General features: G+C 71.2%; 7 protein-coding genes (1 of these 7 cut by a window edge). All 7 read right to left on the reverse strand.

Annotation, left to right across the window (positions count from 1 at the left end; translation table 11 throughout):
* Tightly spaced (each overlapping or abutting the next), the 7 genes in view from ABZ824_RS27250 to ABZ824_RS27280 form a layout consistent with a single transcriptional unit that may run on beyond the window.
* Positions 1-1,512: an aspartyl/asparaginyl beta-hydroxylase domain-containing protein gene (locus ABZ824_RS27250; RefSeq protein ID WP_356966266.1), complete on the reverse strand. Its 1,512-nt coding sequence runs from the start codon at positions 1,510-1,512 to the stop codon at positions 1-3.
* Positions 1,512-2,495 (reverse strand): NAD-dependent epimerase/dehydratase family protein, encoded by a 984-nt coding sequence (locus tag ABZ824_RS27255; RefSeq protein ID WP_356966268.1) that lies wholly within the window; start codon positions 2,493-2,495, stop codon positions 1,512-1,514. The genes ABZ824_RS27250 and ABZ824_RS27255 overlap by 1 nt, the downstream gene beginning before the upstream one ends.
* The gene (locus ABZ824_RS27260; RefSeq protein WP_356966270.1) at positions 2,492-4,291 is read right to left on the reverse strand and encodes a condensation domain-containing protein; all 1,800 of its coding nucleotides are present in this window, start codon (positions 4,289-4,291) and stop codon (positions 2,492-2,494) included. Before ABZ824_RS27260 ends, ABZ824_RS27255 begins: the two co-directional genes overlap by 4 nt.
* A complete protein-coding gene (locus tag ABZ824_RS27265; protein WP_356966272.1) occupies positions 4,291-12,339 on the reverse strand; it encodes an amino acid adenylation domain-containing protein in 8,049 nt (2,682 codons plus the stop codon). The genes ABZ824_RS27260 and ABZ824_RS27265 overlap by 1 nt, the downstream gene beginning before the upstream one ends.
* Positions 12,339-15,764 carry an amino acid adenylation domain-containing protein gene (locus ABZ824_RS27270; protein WP_356966274.1) on the reverse strand — a complete coding sequence of 1,142 codons (3,426 nt, stop codon included), beginning with the start codon at positions 15,762-15,764 and terminating at the stop codon, positions 12,339-12,341. Before ABZ824_RS27270 ends, ABZ824_RS27265 begins: the two co-directional genes overlap by 1 nt.
* Complete coding sequence (locus tag ABZ824_RS27275; RefSeq protein ID WP_356966276.1) at positions 15,761-21,472, reverse strand: SDR family NAD(P)-dependent oxidoreductase; 5,712 nt, start codon at positions 21,470-21,472, stop codon at positions 15,761-15,763. Before ABZ824_RS27275 ends, ABZ824_RS27270 begins: the two co-directional genes overlap by 4 nt.
* Positions 21,469-22,061 carry the 3' end of an amino acid adenylation domain-containing protein gene (locus tag ABZ824_RS27280; protein ID WP_356966278.1) on the reverse strand. 2,584 nt of this gene lie beyond the right edge of the window, so only the last 593 of its 3,177 coding nucleotides appear in the window; the start codon falls outside the window, past its right edge — the gene reads right to left on this strand; the stop codon is at positions 21,469-21,471. The genes ABZ824_RS27275 and ABZ824_RS27280 overlap by 4 nt, the downstream gene beginning before the upstream one ends.

The raw sequence follows: 22,061 nt of genomic DNA on the forward strand, positions 1-22,061 counted from the left end.
TCAGCTCACCAGTTCCCCACCGGTCGTCGACCTTTCCGGCCGCGGCACGACGAAGGTCAGCACCATCAGCGGCTGCGCCGAGTCGTTCCAGGCCACCCGCGCGGCACCCGCGTCGAAGGCCACGCACTCGCCCGCACGCCACGACACCGTCGCGGCGTCCACCCGCATTCCCGCCCCCTCGGGCACCTGGAGACCGAATTCGACCCGCGTACCGGAGGCGCCGCTGTCGCCCGCTCGGCACGGACCCGGCGGCAGGATCGCGAGTTCCACGGTGCTGTCCGGCAACAGCAGCGCCTCCGGGATAGCGGAGACGGTGGCGACCGTGGCGGGGCACATCCGCAACGCCGTCTCCGTCCACGCACCGGACGCGAACAGCGGGATACGCCGCCACCCACCGGCCTTGGGGCCCGCCGTGCGCTCGGCCTGCGCGTCGAGTCGCTCCGCCTCCGCGCGCAAACGCGCGTGACCGCCGGACAATTCGGCGCCGAACCACAGTTCGGGGGAAGCGATCTCGGACGCGGCAGCTGACCCGTCCCCGGTGATGACCCGGCGCAGCCTTCGCACCTCCGCCGCGCGCTGATCCCGGGTCCGCAGGAACAGCGCGTGATCGGCGAACGAGGTATCGCGGGTCAGGCGATGCCGCTGATAGGTGGCGTCGAACGGAGCCTTGTAGTCCTGATAGTGTAGGTGTTCCACGAACACCCCCGGCACCGGGAACAGCCTGCCCACGCGCTCGGCTATGTCGAACAGCCAGATCTCCACCTCCCACTGCCGGAAGATCTCCGGCGTGAAGTAGCCGACCGTCTCGTACCAGGTGCGGCTGAGGATGGGGAAATCGCAGGAGCCGTCGAGATATTGACCGGCGTCGAAGTACAGGCACCACACCTCGTCCGGGTACAGCCGGGCCAAATGGGCCGCGCGGGAATCCAGGATCTGATCCCAGGCGTAGTCGACGTAGGCCTGATCGTCGTTCGCCATCATCAGCAGATCGCCGGTGGACGCGCGCGCCAGCCGATTCCACGCCGCGGGTACGCCGATCGGTGGACCGACGACGAGATCGCACCGCCCGAGTGCGCCGAAACGAACCCGACTGCGGGCGAACAGCTCCCGATAGGCGTCGAGTTGGGGATCGTCGTCGTCGACGTAGAACAGCGCCTCGATCCGGCCCGGCGCCGCCGCGGTGCGGCACACGCTGTCCAGGAAGCCGCTCACGTTGTCGACCCGTTCCCGGGTGGGGCACAGCAGCGACAACGACCGGGTCGGGCCCGCCCCGGCGTCGGGCCGCCAGGGGTGGCGCAGCCGGGAGCCGAGCCGCCGCGGCTCGAGGCGCAGCAGGTGGTGGGCCCGCCTGCGCGCCCGCAGGCTCGCGTTGACCGTCGACACGATCCACTCGTCGCGCTCGTCACGCAGCGCCCGAGTGGCCGCGTCCTGTAGCCGGGCGTCCCGGTAGCGGGTCAGATGCCCGAGCAGTAGCCGGGCCAACCGCAGGCCCGCGGATTGCCGATCATCCATCACGCACCGCCCCGCACGAGATCGCGGGTTCCGGTGACGTCGCGTTCGATCCATTCGTAGGTGTGCCGCAATCCGTCCGCCAGCGAGGTGCGCGGCGCCCAGCCCAATGTCGCCTGGCACAGGTCGTTGTCCGAACTGCGACCGAGCGGACCCACCGGCTTGTCCGGCAGGTACCGGAAGGTGACGGATTTCCCCGCGGTGTGCGCGATTCGGGACACCAGATCGGCGATCGTGACGCGTTCGATGGAGCCCAGATTGATTGGCGCCGGCGCGCTCGACCGCGACAGCCGCCACAGTCCCTCGACGCAATCGTCGACGTAGCAGTAGGAGCGGGTCTGTTGCCCGTCGCCCCAGACCTCGATCTCGCCGCCCGTGCTCGGCAGGCGAGCCACCTTGCCGCAAAGCATGGACAGCGATTTGGCGCGCAGCCCCTCGTAGCAGCCCCACGGACCGTAGATCGCGTGCAGCCGGGCGATCTTGATATCCATCCCGTGCGCCGCGCGGAAACTGTCGCAGAGGATTTCGGTGGTGAGCTTCTCCCAGCCGTATTCCATGTCGGGATCGGCGGGGAACACGTCAGCCTCGCGCAGTGCGGGCGCGTCCGGGCGATTCTGCAAATACCCGGGATAGACGCACGCGGAGGAGGTGTACACCAGGGTGCTCGTCGCCGACCGTCGGCAGGCCTCCACGGTGTTCGTGGAGATCAGCAGGTTGTCGTGCATGATCTCGGCGGGCGCCGCGTGGGTCCAGCCGATCCCGCCCATATTCGCGGCCAGCGCGAACACCACATCGGCGCCCGCCAGCACCTCGGCCGCGGCGTCGGGCTGCCGCAGATCCGCGAGGACGAATTCGTCGGCGGTAGTCTCGGTGAATTCCGGGTACTTCAGGTCGACCCCGCGCACCCGGCAACCATGCCGCTGAAGATAGGGCACTAGATGACTTCCGATGAAGCCGCCCGCGCCCGTCACCACTGTTCGCATCATCGCTTTCCTTCCGATCCCGGGGTGAGTGATGCCGCGACCCGCCTGCGCGCGGTGGCCAACCCCTGTAGTGAACGTTCTCGCCGTGCCGCCACCGCGTCGTCGCGCTGTCGCGTCAACCGCTCGCTCATCCGATCGGTCAGCGCGCCCAGACTCGTATTCGGCTCGGCGGCAAAGGTTTGCGAGTAGTCGAGCAGCGCCGCCAAAAGCGTCTCGACGCGCGCGCGAGTCAACCGAGCGGGGTCGTAGCGCACCCGCAGCACCGGTGTCGGACGCACCGCCACCTCCAGGACCAGCGGATAGCCCTCATCGATGTGGGCCCGCACCGCACTCACCCGCAGTCGCGCCGACGGTGCGTCGATATCGATGCGCGGCGGGAAATTCTCCACCACGACGATGCTGTCGAACAGGCCCGATCGACCGCCCCCGGCGGCCCGCTCCACCCAGCTCAGCGGAACCTGCTGGTGTTCGACGAGTTCTCCGATGCCCGCGCCGGTCCGCGCGGGCCAATCCCGCACCGCCGTCGCGTCGGTGAAACCCAACCGCAGCGGCAAGGTGTTGACGAACATGCCGACCATGTCATTGGCGCCCGGAACCTGCGCGGGCCGCCCTGACACGGTGACACCGAAGACCACGTCCCGGCGTTCGTGCAGCGCGCCGAGCAACAGCCCCCAACCGCCGATGACGGCGGCGGCGAAGGTCGCACCCGTCTCCCGGCATCGGGCCCGCACCGCCGCGGCGAGTTCGTCCGGAATACGCAGCACCGCTTCCTCTCTACGCACCGCGACCACCCGGCCGTCGACGCATCCGGGACCGGCGATGGGAGTGGGGCCAGCGAGATCGGCCAGGCGGCCCCGCCAGTACCGTTCGTCGCGGTCGGGGTCGCGGTGGGCATACCACCGCAGATAGTCGGAGAAGTCCGCTCGCCGCGGCACCTGGACTGCGACGTCGCGCAGCGCGGCGTCGTAGCATTCGAAGACATCGCGCAACACCAACTGTTGGGACCAGCCGTCGAGGATCAGGTGGTGATGTGTCCACACGCAGCGCCGCACCCGCTCGGATTCGCGGAATACCGTCAGCCGCAGCAGCGGCGGCGCGGACAGGTCGAAACCACGATCCCGATCGGCGTCGAGGAATCGCGAGAGCTCGGCGGCGCGCTGCGCCTCCTCCATCCCACGGTGATCGACGAATTCGAGCGCTAACTCCACGGTTTCGCGCACGGCCTGCCGCGGTGCGGCCCCGTCGGCGAAGCCGAAACCGACCCGCAGCGCCGGATGCGCGGCCACCACCCGCCGCCAGGCCAGCGCGAAGGCGGCCTCGTCCAGCGGTCCGCGCAGGACGCAATCGACCTGAACCACGTAGGCGCCCGGCGAACTGCCGCCGACCGAGTGATACAGCATGCCCTGCTGCATCGGCCCCAGCGGCAGATCCTGAACCGGTTCTCCCGCAGCGGGTTCCGGATGCGAATCGATCGGTTCGACGAGATCGGCCACCGCCCGGATGGTTCGGTGGTCGAGCAGATCCTGGGCCATCAGCTGCCATCCGGCCGCGCGCAGGCGGGCGATGATCACCACCGCGTGCACCGAATCGCCGCCGAGCCGGAAATAGTCGTCGTCGATGCCGACCGGCGCCACTTCGAGGACCGAGGCCAGCAGGTCGGCGAGCGTGTGCTCCACCGCGGTGCGCGGCGCGACATACGCGGCGTCGCTGGGATCGGCCTCGGGAACCAGTGTTTCGTCGGCCAGCCACAGTGCCAGCAACTCGGCGCGCTTATCGGCGCGCCGGATCTCCTCTGCCATCAGGCTTCTCCTGTTCCAGTGGTTCGGGCGGTGGCGCGCGCGTCCGACAGCAGCCGTTCGACTTCGGCGGCGGACAGGGTCGCGATCCGCTCGGCCAGCGCCGCCGCCCGGCCCGATCGCGCCGATTCGGGCAGTGCGCGGTGATCGACCTTGCCGTTCGCGGTAACGGGCAGCCGAGAGACCCGCACCGACTGGTCGGGGACCGCGAAGTGCGGGAGTCGCCCCCGCAGCCACGCGCCCAGTTCGGTCCCGTCGGCATCGCCCACCCAGTAGGCAGTGGTGCGCAACCTGCCGCCGGGGCCCTGTGAGGTGAGCACCACCGCCTGCCGTACCTCGGGGTGCGCCATCAGCGCGGCCTCGATCTCGCCGAGTTCCACCCGGTGCCCGCGAATCTTGACCTGTCGGTCCGCGCGGCCGAGATACCGGAGATCTCCGTCCGGCAGTCGCAGGCCGAGATCGCCGGTGCGGTACCGACGGGCGCCGGTGGCGTGCGGATCCGGCCCGAAGGCCGCGGCGGTCGCCGCGGGCGCGCCGAGATAGCCGCGCGTCGTGCCGATTCCGCCGATGTACAACTCTCCCGCGACGCCGGGCGCGGCCTCGTGCCGATGGTCGACCACTCGCACATCGGCACCCGCGATCGGCCGTCCGATGGGCACGGGACCTTCGGCGGGCTCGGGCGCCCCGGGCGCGATGCCGTGGACGGTGCAGCCCACGATCGTCTCGGTCGGCCCGTACTCGTTGAACACCGTCGCATCCGGTGCGATCGTCCGTACCCCCCGGATATGCGCGAGGTGCAACTGTTCTCCGCCGACGACGACGGTACGCAGCCCGGTGCGCGCGTCGGCGCCGAGTTGCTCCACCACTGCGGACAGGTGCGTCGGGGTGAGTTTCACCAGGGTGCAGCGTCCGGTGGCCAGCGCCCGCCCGAGGGTGCCCGGATCGTCGTCGGGATACAGGTGCACCGTGCCGCCCGCCGTCAGCGGGGCCAGCAGCGCGGTGACGGTGAGGTCGAAGGCGAGCGGGGAGGTGACGGGTGCGACGGTGTCGGTGTCGATCCGATAGTGCTCGACGGCCCAGCGCAGGTAATTCGCCAGCCCGCGATGCGGAACGCCGACCAGTTTCGGCGTGCCGGTCGAACCGGAAGTCGGCATCACACAGGCGAGTTCGAGCCCATGATCCCGACCGCGCGGTATCGGGACGCCGGGACGGACACTGTCGTCGGACCGCACGATCGGCAGGTCCCGCGCCCACTCCGGCGCCGCCCCGGACGGGATCAGCACCGATGCCGACGCGGCGCGGCACAACTCGCGCAGGCGGTGCGGCGGCTGGCGCGGATCGAGCGGAAGGTACGCCGCACCGGAACGCAGGACTCCCAGCAGCGCGATCACGGTCTTCACGCGCCGGGTGCCCGGGATGGCGACCACCGAGTCACGGCCGATCCCGGCCGATCGCAGCGCCGCGGCGGGTCGCGCCGACCGCGCCCACAGACCGGCGTAGCTGAGATGCGCACCGGCCTCGACCACGGCTATGTGGTCGGGTGCGCGGCGCACCGCCGCGCCGATGAGCGCCGCCACGTGCGCCGGGCCGGACGCCGCAGCCGGTGCGGACGCGCGCGCGGAATCCACGACGTCGCCGGGGCGGTCCGAGGACGAACGGGCCATCGCCACCAGGGCGCCCTCGTAGCACGCGGCGATGAATTCGACCTGTTCGGCGCCGAATTCGGCCGGATCGACGTCGAGCAGCAACCGCAGCTCGCCCGACCACGCGTCGGTGTTGAAATGGGCCGTCAAAGGCACGTAGGTCTGATCCGGCGCGCGCAGATCCGAGACGGACACCCCGTCGAGCCGCTCGTAGACGTGGAAATGGGTGTAGGCGAACAACGTGTCGAACAGCCGCGCGGCCCCGTGCTCTCGCTGGAGTTGGGCCAGCGGATACCGGCGGAAGGGCCACAGCGCCGCCTCGGCCGCGTGTGCCGAGGTCACCAGTTCGGCACGGCTGTCCACCGCGTCCACCGCGACGCGCAGGGGCACGATGTTGTTGAACACGCCGACCACCCGGTCACCGTCGGCGCGTTCGGGGCGACCGTGGCATTCCACCCCGGTCAGTACCTCGGCACTGCCGGTCAGCGCCCGCAGCACCTCGAGGTGAACGCCGAGCAGCACGTGTTTGCGACCGACCCCGAGTGTCGCGGCGAGTTCGTCGAGCGCGTCGCGGACCGCGCCGTCGATCGCGACGACCCGCCTGGCCTGCCGTTCCAGCGCGCGGCGCGGGCGCGGGTATCCGGGCAGGCGCGGCAGCGCGCAGCGTTCGGCGTCCGCGAGCTGCCCCGCCCAGAACCGGCGGTGTTCGGGTGAGGCGAGAGCCGCACGTTCCAGCGCGACGAAATCGCGGTAGTCGACGTCGGGCGCGGCGATCCGCGCACCCGCATAGTCGCGCAGGAGTTCGGTGAGCACCGTCGCGACGCACCAGCCGTCCAGACCGAAACTGGCTATGGTCAAGCGGAATTCGGCGCCGAGGAGATGCACCGTGAAGCGAGCCAGCGGTCCGCGTTCGAGATCGAACCCGCGCCCGCGTTCGGCCTCGAGCCAACGCGCGAACTCGGTCTCGGCCTCGGCCGCCGCCGTGAGATCGACGAAACTCAGTGGGGTGACCACCTCGGTCGCCACCACCTGCACCGGTTCGGCGTAGCTCACCAGGTCGAACGACGAACGCAGATACCGGTGCCGTAGCATCACCCGTCCGGTCGCGGCCGTGAGGCGTGCCCGGTCCAGCGGGCGGTGCACGGCGATGCTGGTCACGTAGACCTCGTAGGCGGGGTCGGTGTCGTGGTGGAACAACAGCGCCCGCTGCGCCATGCTGATCGGGTAGGCGTCCTGCGCACCCGGTCGTCGCGCCGCTTCCGGGCACAACTCGAACGGTGCTGTCGCCACCCCCGTTTCATCGGACTCCCGGCGGTCCGGATCGTCCAGGCGGCGCGCCACGGCGCGGACGGTGCGGTGTTCGAGCAGTTCGGCGACGGTCACCGCGAACCCGGCGGCGCGCGCGGCCGCGACCACCCTGATCGCGCGGATAGAATCGCCGCCGAGCGCGAAGAAATCGGTGCCGAGATCGATCGCGGCCGCTCCCAACTGCTCCGACCAGATCGCCGCCAGCCTGGATTCGGTCGCCGTCGACGGAGTCTCGGCGACCGCGCGCCGCGCGGACGGCTCCGGCAGGGCGCCGAGGTCGAGTTTGCCGCTCGAACGCAGCGGCAACGCGTCGAGCAGCACAACGGCGGCGGGTACCAGGGCGCCGGGCAACCGGTCGGCCAGCCAGTAGCGCAGGTGTTCGCCGGTCACCACGGTTTCCGACGGTTCCACGACCGCGTAGCCGATCAACCGGTCGGCGCGCGCGACCACCGCCGCGTCGCGGATATCGGCGCGTCCGCGCAGCATCGCGGCCACTTCGCCGGGCTCGACGCGGACACCGCCGATCTTCACCTGATCGTCACGCCTGCCCAGGTACTCCAGCCGTCCGTCCGCGTCGCGCCGGGCCAGATCGCCGGTACGGTAGCGTCGCGCGCCCGGGAGCGCGGGATCCGGGACGAAACTCGCCGCGGTCGCCGCGGGCCGGTTCGCGTAACCGCGGGCCAGGCCGACCCCGCCCAGATAGAGTTCGCCGACGAACAGATCCGGCACCGCCCGCCCGGACGCGTCGACCACCGCGCAGGTGGTGTTCGCGATCGGCCGTCCGATCGGCACCGCGTCGTATTCTCCCGGCACACACTCCCATTCGGTGACGTCTATGGACGCCTCGGTGGGGCCGTACAGGTTGTGCAGCGCCGCGCCGCCGGTCGCGTGGAAGCGGCGCACGAGATCCGGCGCCAGCGCCTCACCGCTGCACAGCACCCGCAGCGGATACCGCGCCGAACCGTCGCGGGCACGCTCGGCGAGGTAGGGCGCGAGCATCGACGGCACGAAATGCGCCGTGGAGATCCGGTGCCGAGTGATGAGCCGGTGTAGGTGAACCGGATCGCGATGCCCCCCGGGCCGGGCGATCACCACCTGTCCACCGGATACGAGGGGCCACAACAGCTCCCATACCGACACGTCGAAGGTGACCGGCGTCTTGTGCAGCACCGCGGCGGCGGCTTCGTCGCCGAATCGTTCTCGCATCCACTGGATCCGGTTGACGATGCCGCGGTGGGGAACCAGCACGCCCTTGGGCGCACCCGTCGAGCCCGACGTGTACAGCAGGTAAGCGGTCTGTTCCGGATGCACGGCCGCGACCAGTTCCCGGCCCGGCGTCGCCTCTGCCGTCGTCATCGCGCGGATGCCGAATCCGCTCGCCCGCCGCAGCAGCGTCGGGTGGGTCAGGATCAGTCGGGCGCCGCTGTCGGCCAGGGTGGCCGCCAGCCGCCGATCGGGATCGGCGGGATCGAGCGGTAAGACCGCGCCGCCGCCGGCCAGCACGGCCAGATAGCCGATCGGCAGATCCGCGCCGCGCTCCAGCAACAAGGCGACCGGCTCGCCCGGTCGCATGCCCCGGTCCCGCAGCGCGGCCGCGAGGGCGGTCGCCCGCCGCCAGAGTGTGCCGTAGCTGATGACCCGCTCGCCGTCGGCGGTCTCCGCGACGACCGCGATCGCGTCGGGACGCGATCGCGCGATCGCGCCGACTAGATCGTGCAAACCCGCGTGCGCGGGCCGGGATCGACGCGGCCCGCTCAGCGTCCGGCGAGCGGCGTGGCCCGGCGGGTCGATCTCATCGACCGAGCGGCCCGGATCGCGGCCGATCACCTCGAGAACCCGCAGCAGCCACGCGCTCAGCGCGTCCATCGTCGCGGGGGTGAACAGGTCGGTCCGGTACTCCCAGACACCGACCAGTTCGCCGTCGATCTCGGCCACCGACAGCGTGAGGTCCAGTTGCGACCAGCGCCGCGGGACCGGAATCACCGCGGCGGTCCGGCCCGCGAACGACAGGGGACCCGGTACGCCCAGCGCCAGCGCTCGCAGGCCGTCCTCGGGCGATCCGTGCTCCTGCTGCATCACGAACATGGCCTGCACCAGCGTCGGCCGCGCGGGGTCGCGTACCGGATCGAGTTCCGCGACAAGCCGATCCATCGGCACACCGGTGTGCGCGAGCGCGTCGAGGACTTCGCGCCGGGCGCGTCGCATCAGCTCGCGCGCCGATTCGCCGGGGCGCAGGCGGGAACGAATCGGCAGCACCCGCGCCAGGTAGCCGATCGCGTCCGCGTCCTCGGCCGCGGCACGCCCCGCGGTCACGGTGGCGACGGTCAGATCGGGCTGCGCGCAATAGCGGTGCAGCAGAAGTCGCCACGCCGCGAACACCGCGGTGAACATCGTGCTGCGCTGCGCGGTCGCCGAGGCGCGCAGCGCGGCGGTGGATCGCGCGGGCAGCCGGAAGATGTGGGTCGCGCCCTCGGCGGTGCGTCGCAGCGGCCGACGGCGCGCGGGCGGCAGATCCAGCATGGTCGGCGCGTCGGCGAAGTGGTCGCGCCAGAACGCCATCTCGGAATCACCGGGCTCGACGTCGGATTCGCCCGCGCCGGCGCGACCGGAGAGCGGTTCGCCGCGATATCCCCGGCCCAGCTCCCGTATCAGCACGACCAGAGACCAGAAATCGACGATCAGATGGTGGGCGACCAGCATTAGGACGTCTCCGCGCGCGCCTCGGCGCAACAGCACGATCCGCAACAGTGGACCCGCCGCGAGGTCGAACGGCTCGTCCGCGTGATCGGCCAGCCGCCGGGCGAACGCCTCGGGGTCGTCGTTGGCGGCCTGCTCGACCACCGGCTCCGGCCGCGGGCCGTCGGGCTTCGACATCGGGATGCCGTCGCGGACCGCGAATCTCGTGCGCAACCGGGGATGCCGGTCGATCAGCGCGTAGACCGCGGCGCGCAACGCAGCCGGATCCAGCGGCGCGTCGAAGGACAGCGCACGGGCCAGATGGTAGGCGGCCGAGCCGGGCACGGCCTGCTGTTCGAACCACAGTGCCCCCTGTGCGCCGGATAGCGGACGCCACCGGGCGTCGTGCTCCACCCGGGCGACCGGCTCCGCGGTCGTCGTCAGTATCCGGGTCGCCAGCTCCCGGATCGAGATATTCGACAGCAATGTGGCCTGGTCGATCGTCACCCCGTATTCGGCGTCGACGCGATGTCCGAGTTCGACAAGGGCGATCGAGGTGACGCCGAGCGATACCGGCGGGTCGTCCAGCGACACCGGGCCGAGTACACCGGCCCGATGCGCCAACGTGTCCCGCAGCGCCGCGGCCAGCACGACGACCCGTTCGGCATCGGGTAGCCCGGCCAGTTCCGCCGCCGCAGGCAGGTTCGGCGCCGCGGCGGCGGAGTCGAACACGAACCGCGCGATGACCGGCAGTGTGCCCGCGGCGTAGGCGGCCCGGCACGCGTGCCGCATAACCTTCCCGCTGGTGGTTTTCGGTATCGAGCCCCGAGCGACGAAGGCGATCTCGTCGACGACCACACCGTGCCGTTGGGTGATCGCCCGCCGCACTGCGTCGGCCACCCGCGCCGGTTCCGCGACCTCGGCACGCAGCTCGTAGCACAGCGCGATTCCCCGCGCCGGGCCCTCCCACGTGTCCGACAGTGCGAAGACCGCCCCGCAGCTGGGTCGCAGTGCCGAATTCGCTTGTTCGGCGGTCCATTCCAGATCGTGCGGGTAGTGGTTGGCGCCGTGCACCACCAGCAGGTCCCGGCACCGGCCGGTGACATACAACTCGCCCGCGCGCAGGCAACCGAGGTCACCCGTGCGCAGGTAGGGACCGTCCGGGCCGATCCGTGCGGCGAGCACCGACCGCGTCTGCTCTGGATCGTCCGCGTACGCGCCCGCGACACCGGGACCGCGGACCCACACCTCGCCCACCGCACCGTCCGGGCACGGACTCAGCGTGTCCGGGTCGACTATCCGAATCTCGGTCCCCGGTACGACGCGGCCGGAGCTGACCAATTCGGTATCCGCGGCATCGGTGTGGACCGCCGGTTCGACGGTGCCCGCCCGCAATGCCGCGGCGTCGGCGCGCAGCACCGTCGGCGGGGCGTCCCTCGGCGCCGCGGCCACCATCAGCGTCGCCTCGGCCAGACCGTAGCAGGGCAGGAATGCCGCATCGCGAAAACCGTTCGGCGCAAACTTTTCCGCGAACTTGCGCAGGGTGGCCGCGCGCACCGGCTCGGCGCCGTTGAACGCCACCCGCCAGCCGGACAGATCCAGACCGGACCGCTGCCGCTCGGTGATCTTCGCGGCGCACAGCTCGTAGGCGAAATTCGGTCCGCCGCTGGTGTGCGCGCGGTATCTGTCGATCGCGCGCAGCCATCGGCTCGGGTCGCCGAGGAACGCCGCAGGCGGCATCAGTACCGACCGTGCGCCGAGGAACAGCGGTTGCAACACATTCGCGATCAGGCCCATGTCGTGGTAAAGCGGCAGCCAGCCGACGAATGTGGACTCCCGGTCGTGGCCACAGGCCAGGCGGATGGCGTCCTCGTTGGCCATGATGTTGGCGTGGCTCACGACCACACCGCGCGGCGCGCGGGTGGAACCCGAGGTGTATTGCAGCACCGCCGGATCGGTGTCGTGCAGCGTGGGCGGCCGCCAGTGGGCGGCCGCGTCGTCGGGCACGTCGGCGACATCGAGTCGATGCCCGCCCGGTTCGTCGCCGCCGCTGTCCGGCGCGGTGCGCGCGGCCAGGATCAGCGCGGGCGCCGCGGCCTCGGTCACCGCCGCGAGCCGCCGCGCGCTCGCCGGGCGGTCGGGCGCGTCGGCGGGTACCACGATCGCCCCCGCGTACAGGCAGCCCAGCACCGACTGCACGTAGGCCGCACCGGACGGATAGGCGACAAGGACCCGTCGTCCGGCCGTGCCCCGGTCGGTGAGGACCGCGGCGATCGCCCGCGCCCGCAGGTCGATCGCCGCGAAATCGAATCGCCTGCCCTCCTCTCGCCCATCGGGCAGGAACAGATACGCGGGCCGGTCGGGAGTCGTCTCGGCGTGCGCACGGGCGACGTCGACGATGGTGCGCGTGTGGTTCACGGCCATCACGGTTCCTCTTCTGCGGGCGGGCGCGGTTCGGCGACGAGGTCGGCGTGGGTTTCGGCCTCGCGCAGGGCTTCGAGGATGTCGGCCTCGGTGATGCGCGCCTGCTCCTCGAGCTCCTCGTCCAGCGTTCGGGCGAGGGTGGCGACATCCAGCGAGCGATGGATCCGACGTACCGGCAGATCCACCCGGAATGCCTCGATCAGGCGGGCGTGCAACTGGATCAGTCGCAGCGAATCCCCGCCGAGGTCGAAGAAGTTGTCGTGCGCTCCGACGACCCCGACGCCGAGGGTCTCGGACACGATGGCAGCGACCCGCCGCTCGGTCGCGGTGTCGGCGAGCCTCGAACCCGGTGTACGCGCCGCGGGTTGCGGAAGCGCGGCGACATCGCGTTTTCCATTCCTGGTCAGGGGAATTCGATCCACGAAGACCAGATGCGCCGGGATCATGTGCCGGGGCAGCCGATCGGCCAGGAATGCGCGCAAGGCCGTGCGCGCCCGCGGTGCGGCCGCGGCAGCGTCGTCCATCCCGTCGACGGACACCAGATAGGCGATCAGTTCGGCGTGGTCGTCCCGCACCCGCGCGACCACCGCGGCGGAGCCGACCGAGGGATGTGCCAGCACGGCCGCCTCGATCGCGCCCGTCTCCACCCGGTGACCGCGGATCTTGACCTGCTGGTCGATCCGCCCCAGGTAGTCGAGTTCGGCGCCGGGCAGCACCCGCGCCACATCGCCGGACCGATATACCCGCGCACCATCCCCGGCGGGACGGAACCGCCGTGCCGTCGGACCGGGACGGCCGAGGTACCCGCGCGCCACACCGGCACCGCCGACGACGATTTCGCCCCTGCCGCCGATCGCCATCCGCCCGCCGACCTCGTCGGCCACGATCACCCGCTGCCCCGGCAGCGGCGATCCGATCGGACTGCGGGCCGCGCCGGTGACATCGGCGCGGCGCAGTGTGCGGTGGGTGGCGTGCACGGTAGTCTCGGTGATCCCGTACATGTTCACCAGGCGCGCGGCTCGCCCATCGGCCGCGTCGAACCACGCGGCCAGGTCGGCGACCGCGAGCGCCTCACCGCCGAGGACGACCAATTCCATTGCGCCGCTACACTGTTTGGCCACCAGAGGTTGCAGGTAGCGCCATGCGCTCGGCGTCTGTCCGAGTACCGCGACCCGTTCGGTGCGTATCAGCCGCCACAGCGTCGTGGGGTCGCGGCGCACCTTCGGCGGCACAATCGCCAGTCGCCCGCCCGAGGTGAGCGCGCCCCACATCTCCCACACCGAGAAGTCGAAGGCCGCACTGTGCGTCAGTGCCCAGACCCGGGGCGCCGCGGTCTCGGCGAGCGCCCCGCGACAGGCCGCGAGCATCGCCGTGACGTTGGCATGGGTTACCGCGACGCCTTTGGGTTCCCCGGTAGAGCCGGAGGTGTAGACGACGTAGGCGAGGTTGGCGGGCAGGGCCGGGCGCGGCCGCGCGGTCGGGCCTGCCTCGGTCGGGTCTTCAAGCCGGTCGATACGGAGGCAACCGATACCGTGGCGCTCGAACTCGCGCGCGGCGTCCGCGCTGTCGGTGACGACCATCGGGGCCGCGGCGTCGGTGAGGATCGCGTGGACGCGCTCGGGCGGGTCGTCCGGGTCCAGCGGCAGATACGCCGCCCCCGCGCGGAGGATGCCAAGGGCGCCCACCACCAGATCGATACCGGGATCGACCAGCAGGCCCACTCGTTCCTCGGTCCGAATTTTCCTGCGCCACAGTGTGTCTGCCAGTCGATCGGCCCGCCGCGCCAGTGCCCGATAGGTCAGCTGTCGCGCACCACAGGACACGGCGATCGCGTCGGGTGTCGCAGCGACGGTCGCGGCGACCAGATCGGTCAGTGTCCGCGCAGGCGGCGGTACCGCCGCGGTGGAATCCGATTCCGCCGCACCGAGCGCGCGCTCCAGGTCGGACAGCCTGGTGCGCGGATCCCGTAGGCCCGCGCGCAGGATCTCGTGCACGCGCCGCCGCAACTCCTCGGCGAGTCCGGCAGGCACCCGCCGTGGATCGAACTCCCACTCCAGATCGATCGTCTCCACGTTGTCGGTGGCGGTGAGCAGCAACGGGAATTTCGGAGCGACCGGCGGCGACGGCTCGACCATGGCGGCCACGCCCGGCAGGCGGACCGCGTGGGCCGGGGTGTTCTGATACGCGAACGCCACTTCGAACAGCGGGTTGGCGGACAAGGCGCGCTCCGGTCGCACCAACTCCAACACCCGCTCGAAGGGCATGTCCTGTCCGGCCAGCGCGACGCGCACCGTGTCGTGCGTCCGCCGCACCAGTTCCCGCAGAGTGCCCGAGCCCGTGAAATCCAGCCGCACCGGAAGGGTATTCACGAAGCATCCGATCATCGGCTCCAGTTCCGGTGCCGCGCGCCCGGTGACCGGGGTGCCGATCACCAGATCGCGCTGTCCGGACATACTCGCCAGCGCCAGCCCGTACACCGCGAACAACACCGTGAAAACGGTGGTCTGTGCGTCGGCCGCCCACTCGCGCAACCCCGCGGTCGTCCGCAGTGCCACCTCGGAACCGAGCACCCGCGCGGCGGTCGGTCCGGCGTCGGGATCGACGGGGTCGAGCAGGTCGTAGCTCGTTGGCGCCGAATCGAATTCGCGCCAGGGACCGGGATCGAGGGAACTCACTCGGGCGCGTTGCCACGCGGCGAAATCGCCGTACCGGACCGGTAGTTCGGCGACCACCGGGGGACGGCCGCGGACGTGGGCCGCGTACGCGGACCCGAGTTCGGTGAACAGCACCCCGAGCGACCAGCCATCCCAGGCGACGTGATGACGGGTGAGCAGCAGGGTGTGCCGCTCGGGATCGTGGCGCAGCAACCGGGCGCGCAGGACGGGTCCGGTGGCCAGATCGAACGGGCGAATCGCCTCGGCCGCCGCCAGTTGCGCGCACACGGCCGCGGCGCTCGCCGCGGGCAGCCCGGACAGGTCGGTGACCGGCAGCGGCGGCGCGACATACTCCCCGACAACGGGTTCCGGTCGGCCGCGGCGAACGACATATCGGGTGCGCAGCACGTCGTGGCGGCGCACGATCTCGCCGAGCGCCCACCGCAGCGCGCCAACCTGTAGTTTGCCGCGCAAGGTGATGCGCAACGGCAGATGGTAGGCGCTGCCGCCGGGATCGAACTGGTGCAGCAGCCAGAACCGCTCCTGCGCGTACGACAGCGGCGGCGTGCCCTCATGCCGCGTCACGGTGTGTCGGCCGCGCAGGTGCGCGAGGATTTCCGGTTTGCGGTTCCCGATGGCTGCGAGTAGTTCATCGCTCAGCCCGCCGCGCGGAGCGCTGCACCGCAATCGATCACCGGTCGCGGTCACGATCACGTCTCTGGCCGCTAATCCGGCCAGGAATTGCGCGATGTCCGCTGACGCGCCGTTCACAGGATCACCTCGTCCCGGTCGATACCCACCCCGGTCGCGTGGGCGACCGCCGCGCCGAGCCCGGCCACGGTCGGCCGCTCGAATAGTTCGGCTACCGACACCTCGGCGCCGAGTTCACCGCGCACCATCGCCAGCAGCCGCAGTGCCACTAGCGAGTCGCCGCCCAGCGCGAAGAAGTCGTCATCGCGCCCGATCCGGTCGTAGCCGAGCAATTCGGCGTACCACCGGGCCAGCGTTCGCTCCGTCTCCGACGCGGGCGCGGCGTAACTCGCGTGCAATCTGTCCCTGCGGTGCCCACCGGCCATGCTGAGTCTGCTCACCGTGCCCAGGTGATCCCCGGTGCTGAAGTCCCGGTGGCGGTCGAGCAGATCACCGAGATCGCGGGTGGACACCAGGATCTGCGGACCCAGCCGGTGGTCGAGGACACGGCGCAGCACTTCGACACCCTGTTCGGGTGTCAGCGCGCCGAGCAGATCATCGGACGGGCGCACCGGCGGTTCTGCCCCCGGGGGCGTCCGATCGTCGACGCGGTAGCGTCGCGCCAGCCGTCGCTGTGCGGCGGCCCACATCCCCGAGTGCTGCCAGTCGGTCCAGGCGATAGCCACCGTGTGGCCCGCGCGACGCGCGGATCGGGCCGCGGCGAAGGCCTGTAGGTACTCATTTCCCGCGACATAGCCGATCTCGCCGAACTTCAGCTTGTGCAGCACCGTCCCGAGCGACGAGCAGAGCACGAAGAAGTCGAGCGCGCGATCACCGAGTACCGCATCGAGCACCGCGGTGCCCTGCACCTTGGCGGCGATCGCCGCGGTGGTGTCGGCGTGTGTGCGGCGCTGCACCATGCCGCCGAGGTCGGGCACTCCGGCCGCGTGCACGACTCCAGTGATCGGGCCGAAGCGGCGTTCGGCGGCGTCGACGGCGGCCCGCACCGCGGCGGCGTCGGTCAGGTCGGCACGGACCACGAGTACGTCGCCACCGGCGTCGGTGATCGCCCGCAGGCGGCGAATGGCGATCGCGTCCGGATCGTCCTCGGCGTGCTCGCGCAGGTACCGAGACCACTGCTCGACCTCGGGGAATGCCCGCCGTCGCAGCAACACCACGCGCGCGGGCAGACGGCCGAGGAATTCGGCGATGTGCGTGCCGATTCCGCCGAGCCCCCCACAGATCAGGTAGACACCGTCCCGGCGCGGCGGCCACGGGATATCCGCGGCCGGAAGCGGGCACCGCAGGTGATCGGGCTGGAAGCGTCGCCTGCCGCGGTAGGCGACGATCGCGGACTCGGCGGCGCACGCCAGTTCCGCGACGAGGTAGCCCGCGAATTCGTCGGGATCGAATCCGCGCGCCTGCGCGTCGACAGCCGTGCAGGCGAGCCAGGGGTATTCGCGCGGCAGCACCTTCACCGCGGCCAGGACCGTGGCGTATTCGGGATGGGCGAGGTCATCGCCGAGCACATCCTGGGTCCCCGCCGTAGCCACCACCAAGCGGACCGGATGGTGTCGCGGACGCGATCCGAGCGCCCGCGCCAGCCGAATGAGACTGTGCAGTCCGCGGTCCTGTGCCTGCGACACCGCGACGGGGTCCGCGCTCGGTCCGGTGCGGAGCGCCGCGTCCAGGGCCGCGAGATGTACGACGAACTGGACGTCCGCGGTGTCCTCCGGCAGGAGTTCCGCGTTCGGGTCCCTGCGGATCACCCGCACGCCGAGCGCCTCCAGTCGGGCAGCGACCGCCGCGCCCACCGGACCGCCCCCATCCGCTTCGTACAGCAGGCAGATCCCCGCGATATCCGGATCTCGCGTCGGGAGCGCGGGCGCGTGCCGCCAACTCGGGCGGTATCCCCAGTCCGTCACATCCGGGCGCTCTCTCTGCGGCACAGTGCTTTCCGACGCCACGGGTGCGCGCGCCAACAGCAGCACACTGTCGCGCGGCCCGCTTGCGGGGGTGAGCGCCTCGACTTCGTCGAAACCGGCGACGGTGAGTGCCGCGCGCCAACCGTCCGAGTCCAGCAGCGGGCCGGTGCGGCGCATTCCGTCGGTATGGTCCCACCAGCCCGGCGACAGACCCCAGATCATCGACACCCACGGGTCGTCGGCGACGGTCTCGATCAGCGCCAGCACACCGCCGGGTGCGAGCAGTGCGCGCAGATGCGCGAGCGCCGTCGGAATGTCGGGGGTGGCGTGCACCACGTCCAACCCGCACACCAGGTCGTAGGCGAGCTCCGACATCCCTTGCGCCACAGGGTCTTTCGCGATGTCGAAGATTCCGGTGTCGACGTGTTCGAGTCCCGCGCGCCGTGCGTGCGCGGCGATCCGGTCGGTGAATACCGGCGAGATGTCGGTGGCGTGATACCGCAGCCGTCCCGCCGCCCGCGACACCAGATGCCGGGTCAGCGTTCCCGCCCCGGCGCCGATCTCGACAACGCGCACAGCGTCGGGACCGTCGAGCCGGTCGAGCATCGCGGCGACGGCCCGCACCAGCGGAATGGTGGCCCGGTGTTCCACGGTCCGCTCCCCCAACGTGCGCTCGAGAAGTTCGGCGTCACCGCGCGGATACAGCACGCCCAGCGCGGCCCCCGCCCGCGACAGGGCCACCGGGTAGGCCGCGGCGCAATGCGTGAGCAGTTCGACCATCCCGGTGAATTCCGGATGCTCGCGCACGATCCGCGCGGCCTGCTCCTCCGGGTCCGGCAGCGGCGAGGGATCGGTGAAGACGATGGTGTCACCGGAACGACTCAGTGCCCCCGCCGATTCGGCGAGTTCGACCAGGAAGGCGCGGAACCGCTCGAACTCGGGCCGTACCCCCAGCGCCGCGCGCGTTCCCGGCGCGCAGGTCGAGCGCAGATAGCGATCGGCCAGCGCCGCACACAGGTCGGTCAACCCGGCACGCAGCCCCGCGTATTCGTCGATGCCACGAACTATCCCGAATTCATTGCGGAACAGAGCTTCTCGCGCGGCAGCGATCGCGTCCGGAACCGAGTCCGCCACACCCGCGGGTCGCGCGGCGGAAGCCAAATCCGCCACACTCGCACGTTCCACGGCGGAGTTCGCGGCGGCAGCCGAATCTGGCACGCTCGCGGGTTCCGTCGGTGACTCCGGGTCGATCCAATAGCGCTGCCGCTGGAATGGGTAGGCGGGCAGCCAGGTGCGGCGGGTTTGTTCGGTGCGCTGGAATGCCGCGCGGTCCACCGGACATCCGGCCGTCCACAACGCGGCCACCGTCGCAACGACAGCGTCGACCTCGCGGCCGCGCCCGCCGGTTCGTGCCGAGGGCAGGCAGGCGACCGCCCGATGCTCCGGTTCGCCGGGCAATCTGCGGGCGAGGCGCGCCAGCCCGGTATCCGGACCGACCTCGATCAGCGTCGCCGCCCCTGGCTCGAGGCAGCGGGCCAGCCCCGCCCCGAAGCGCACCGGGGCGCGCAACTGGTCGAGCCAGTATCGCGGTGTCGTAACCCGGGTTCCACTCGCCCAGGTTCCCGTGACGCTCGAGACGTACGGCATCGTCGGCGCCCGGAACTCGGTCCGGGCGAGTTCGTCTCGGAACGCGCCGAGCATCGGCTCGACGGCCGCGGTGTGGAACGCGTGCTCGATGTCCAGCAGCCGCGCGGGTACCTCGCGCCGGGCCAGCTCGGCTGCCAGCGCGGCGACCGAGGCCGGATCGCCCGCCGCCACACATCGGTCCACCGCGTTCACGGCCGCGATCTCGACACCCTCGGGCAGCAGTTCGCGCAACCGCTCGGGATCGAGCGACACCGCGAGCATGCGTCCTGGCGGCAGTGCCGCTGCGAGGCGACCCCGCGCCGATACCAGGCGCACCGCGTCGGGCAGGCTCAGCACACCGGCGACGGTGGCGGCGGCGTACTCGCCGAGACTGTGCCCAAGCATCGCCGCGGGCGTGATCCCCCAGTCCCGCAACGTGACCGCCAGGCAGTACTCGACCGCGAACAGTGCCACCTGCTCGTGTGGCGCGGGAGCACCCGGCGTCTCCGTGCGCGCGAGTTCGGCGCGCAGGTCGACGCCGAGCGCGCTCAGTAGCCGGTCGCATTCGTCCAGATGCGCGCCGAAGGTCGCGTCCCGCTCCGCCAACTCCATTGCCATGCCCGGGTAGCGGCCGCCCTGACCGGGGAAGACGAAGACCGGCCGAGGGGCTGCGGCGTCCGCGCGCGAGGCGAACACCGGAAGTTCCTGTGCCCCGGTAGGTTCCGGCGATTCGCCCGCCGCGACCCGATCCAACGCGGTCACGGCATCCCCGGTATCACGGCAAAGCACCGCGAGCCGATGACCGAAGGGCCGCCTACCCGCCAGTGTCGTCGCGACATCGGCCGAATCGATCTCGGGCCGCGCGCGCAGGTAGTCGGCGAGTTCGCGCGCCGACGCCGTCAACGCGGATTCGGTACGAGCACTGAGCATCAGCGTGTGCACTCCGCGCCGTCGATCCGGCGGCGGCTCCGAAGCCTGCGGCTGTTCGAGCACCACGTGGACGTTGGTGCCGCCGACGCCGAAAGAACTCACCCCGGCGCGCCGCGGCTGCGCCGCATGCCAGGGCACGGTGGCGTCCGCGACGAAGAACGGCGTCGCGGCGAAGTCGATCCGGGGATTCGCGCGGCGGTAGTGCAGGCTGCCCGGGATGATTCCGTCGCGCACGGTGAGTATCGCCTTGATCAGTCCGGCGATGCCCGACGCGGCGTCCAGGTGCCCGATGGAGGATTTCACCGAACCGAGCGCGCAATAGCCGGTGCGGTCCCCGCCCAGCCGGAAGGCACGGGTCAGCGCCGCCACCTCGATGGGGTCGCCCACTTCGGTACCGGCGCCGTGTGCTTCGACGTAGCCGATGGTGTCGGCGCCGACACCGGCGGCGGCGTGGGCCTCGGCGATCACCGCGCTCTGCCCGGTCACGCTGGGCGCGGTGTATCCGGCCTTTGCGGCCCCGTCGTTGTTCACCGCCGATCCGAGTATCACCGCGTGCACCCGATCCCCGTCGCGGACCGCGTCGGAGAGGCGTTTGAGCAGAACGACCCCGACGCCGCTGCCGCCGACCGTGCCCCGCGCGGTCTCGTCGAAGGGGGCGCAGCGCCCGTCCGGTGAATAGATTCCGTCTTCGGCGTAGACGTAGCCCTGTCCTTGCGGAACCAGCAGCGACACCCCGCCCGCCAGCGCCATATCGCATTCGAACGATTCCAGGCTGCGGCATGCCAGGTGCACCGCGGCCAACGACGACGAACAGGCCGACCCGACGGCGTAACTGGGCCCGGTGAGGCCGAGCTTGTGCGAGACGGTGGTGGCGGCGAAATCCTTGTCGTTGTGCACCAGGAGCGACAGCCCGCCGACGCGGCGCACCAGGTCGGGGTCGGGCAGCAGCTGACGGATCAGATAGGAACTCATCGCCGAGGCCAGGAATACCCCGACCGGGCCGAGGTCCGCGGACGGTTCGTATCCCGAGGAGTCGAACGCCGCCCACGCGGTCTCGAGCGCGACGCGATGCTGGGGATCCATGATCGCGGCTTCCCGCGGCGAGTAGCCGAAGAACTCCGCGTCGAAGCCCGCGATGTCGTCGAGCTTGCCCTCGGCCCCGACGAACCGCGGATCCGTCGTGCCGTCGGGTTTATCGAACCGGGTGATGCCTTCCCGCCCGGCGAGCAGGTTGTCCCAGAAGGCGGTCACGTCCGCCGCGCCGGGGAACCGGCAGGCCAGACCCACGACCGCGATCGACTCGATCATCGCGCGACCTCCGTTCGACGCGCCCGCGCCGCGGCACGGCGGCGCAGACCGCGGGCCTGGGCCGTGGACAGCGGCGCCGAGTCGTCGGCGAGGTCGGAGCCGTCGAGGAATACGGCGAGTTCGGCGACCGTCGGATACCGGAACAGGTCGACCAGGGTCACCGACAGCCCGAGTCCGTCGCGCAACCGCGTCTGCAATCCGAGGAGCAGCAAGGACGTGCCTCCCGTTTCGAAAAATCCCCGATGCCGATCGACCGTGTCGCGGCCGAGCACCGCCGACCATGCCCGCGCCACCGCGTCTTCGGTCGCCGAACCGGAGGGACGGTCGGCCGCGCCGGAGGTGGGCGCCGATTCGGCGAGTCGTATCAGCGCCGCCCGATCGAGTTTGCCGGTGCCGGTGTGGGGCAGTTGCGCCACGATCACGATGCGCGCGGGCACCAGCGGCGCCGCCACCATGTCGCGCAACCGCGCGGACACGTCCGCGGCCACCGGGGCGACCTCGTCTGCGTGGGTGACGAATCCGACCAACAGTCGGTGCGCGCCGGTGCCGCACGCCACCACGGCCGCGCCGCGTACGCCGGGAATCCGCC

The organism is Nocardia sp. NPDC047038 (assembly GCF_040644075.1).
GTDB lineage: Bacteria > Actinomycetota > Actinomycetes > Mycobacteriales > Mycobacteriaceae > Nocardia > Nocardia sichangensis.

Bases quoted from the DNA above. Each gene is read 5' to 3' on its own strand.
- ABZ824_RS27260 (WP_356966270.1), bottom strand. From the start codon at position 4,291: ATGGCAGAGGAGATCCGGCGCGCCGATAAGCGCGCCGAGTTGCTGGCA.
- ABZ824_RS27250 (WP_356966266.1), bottom strand. From the start codon at position 1,512: ATGGATGATCGGCAATCCGCGGGCCTGCGGTTGGCCCGGCTACTGCTC.
- ABZ824_RS27275 (WP_356966276.1), bottom strand. From the start codon at position 21,472: ATGATCGAGTCGATCGCGGTCGTGGGTCTGGCCTGCCGGTTCCCCGGC.
- ABZ824_RS27255 (WP_356966268.1), bottom strand. From the start codon at position 2,495: ATGATGCGAACAGTGGTGACGGGCGCGGGCGGCTTCATCGGAAGTCAT.
- ABZ824_RS27265 (WP_356966272.1), bottom strand. From the start codon at position 12,339: ATGGCCGTGAACCACACGCGCACCATCGTCGACGTCGCCCGTGCGCAC.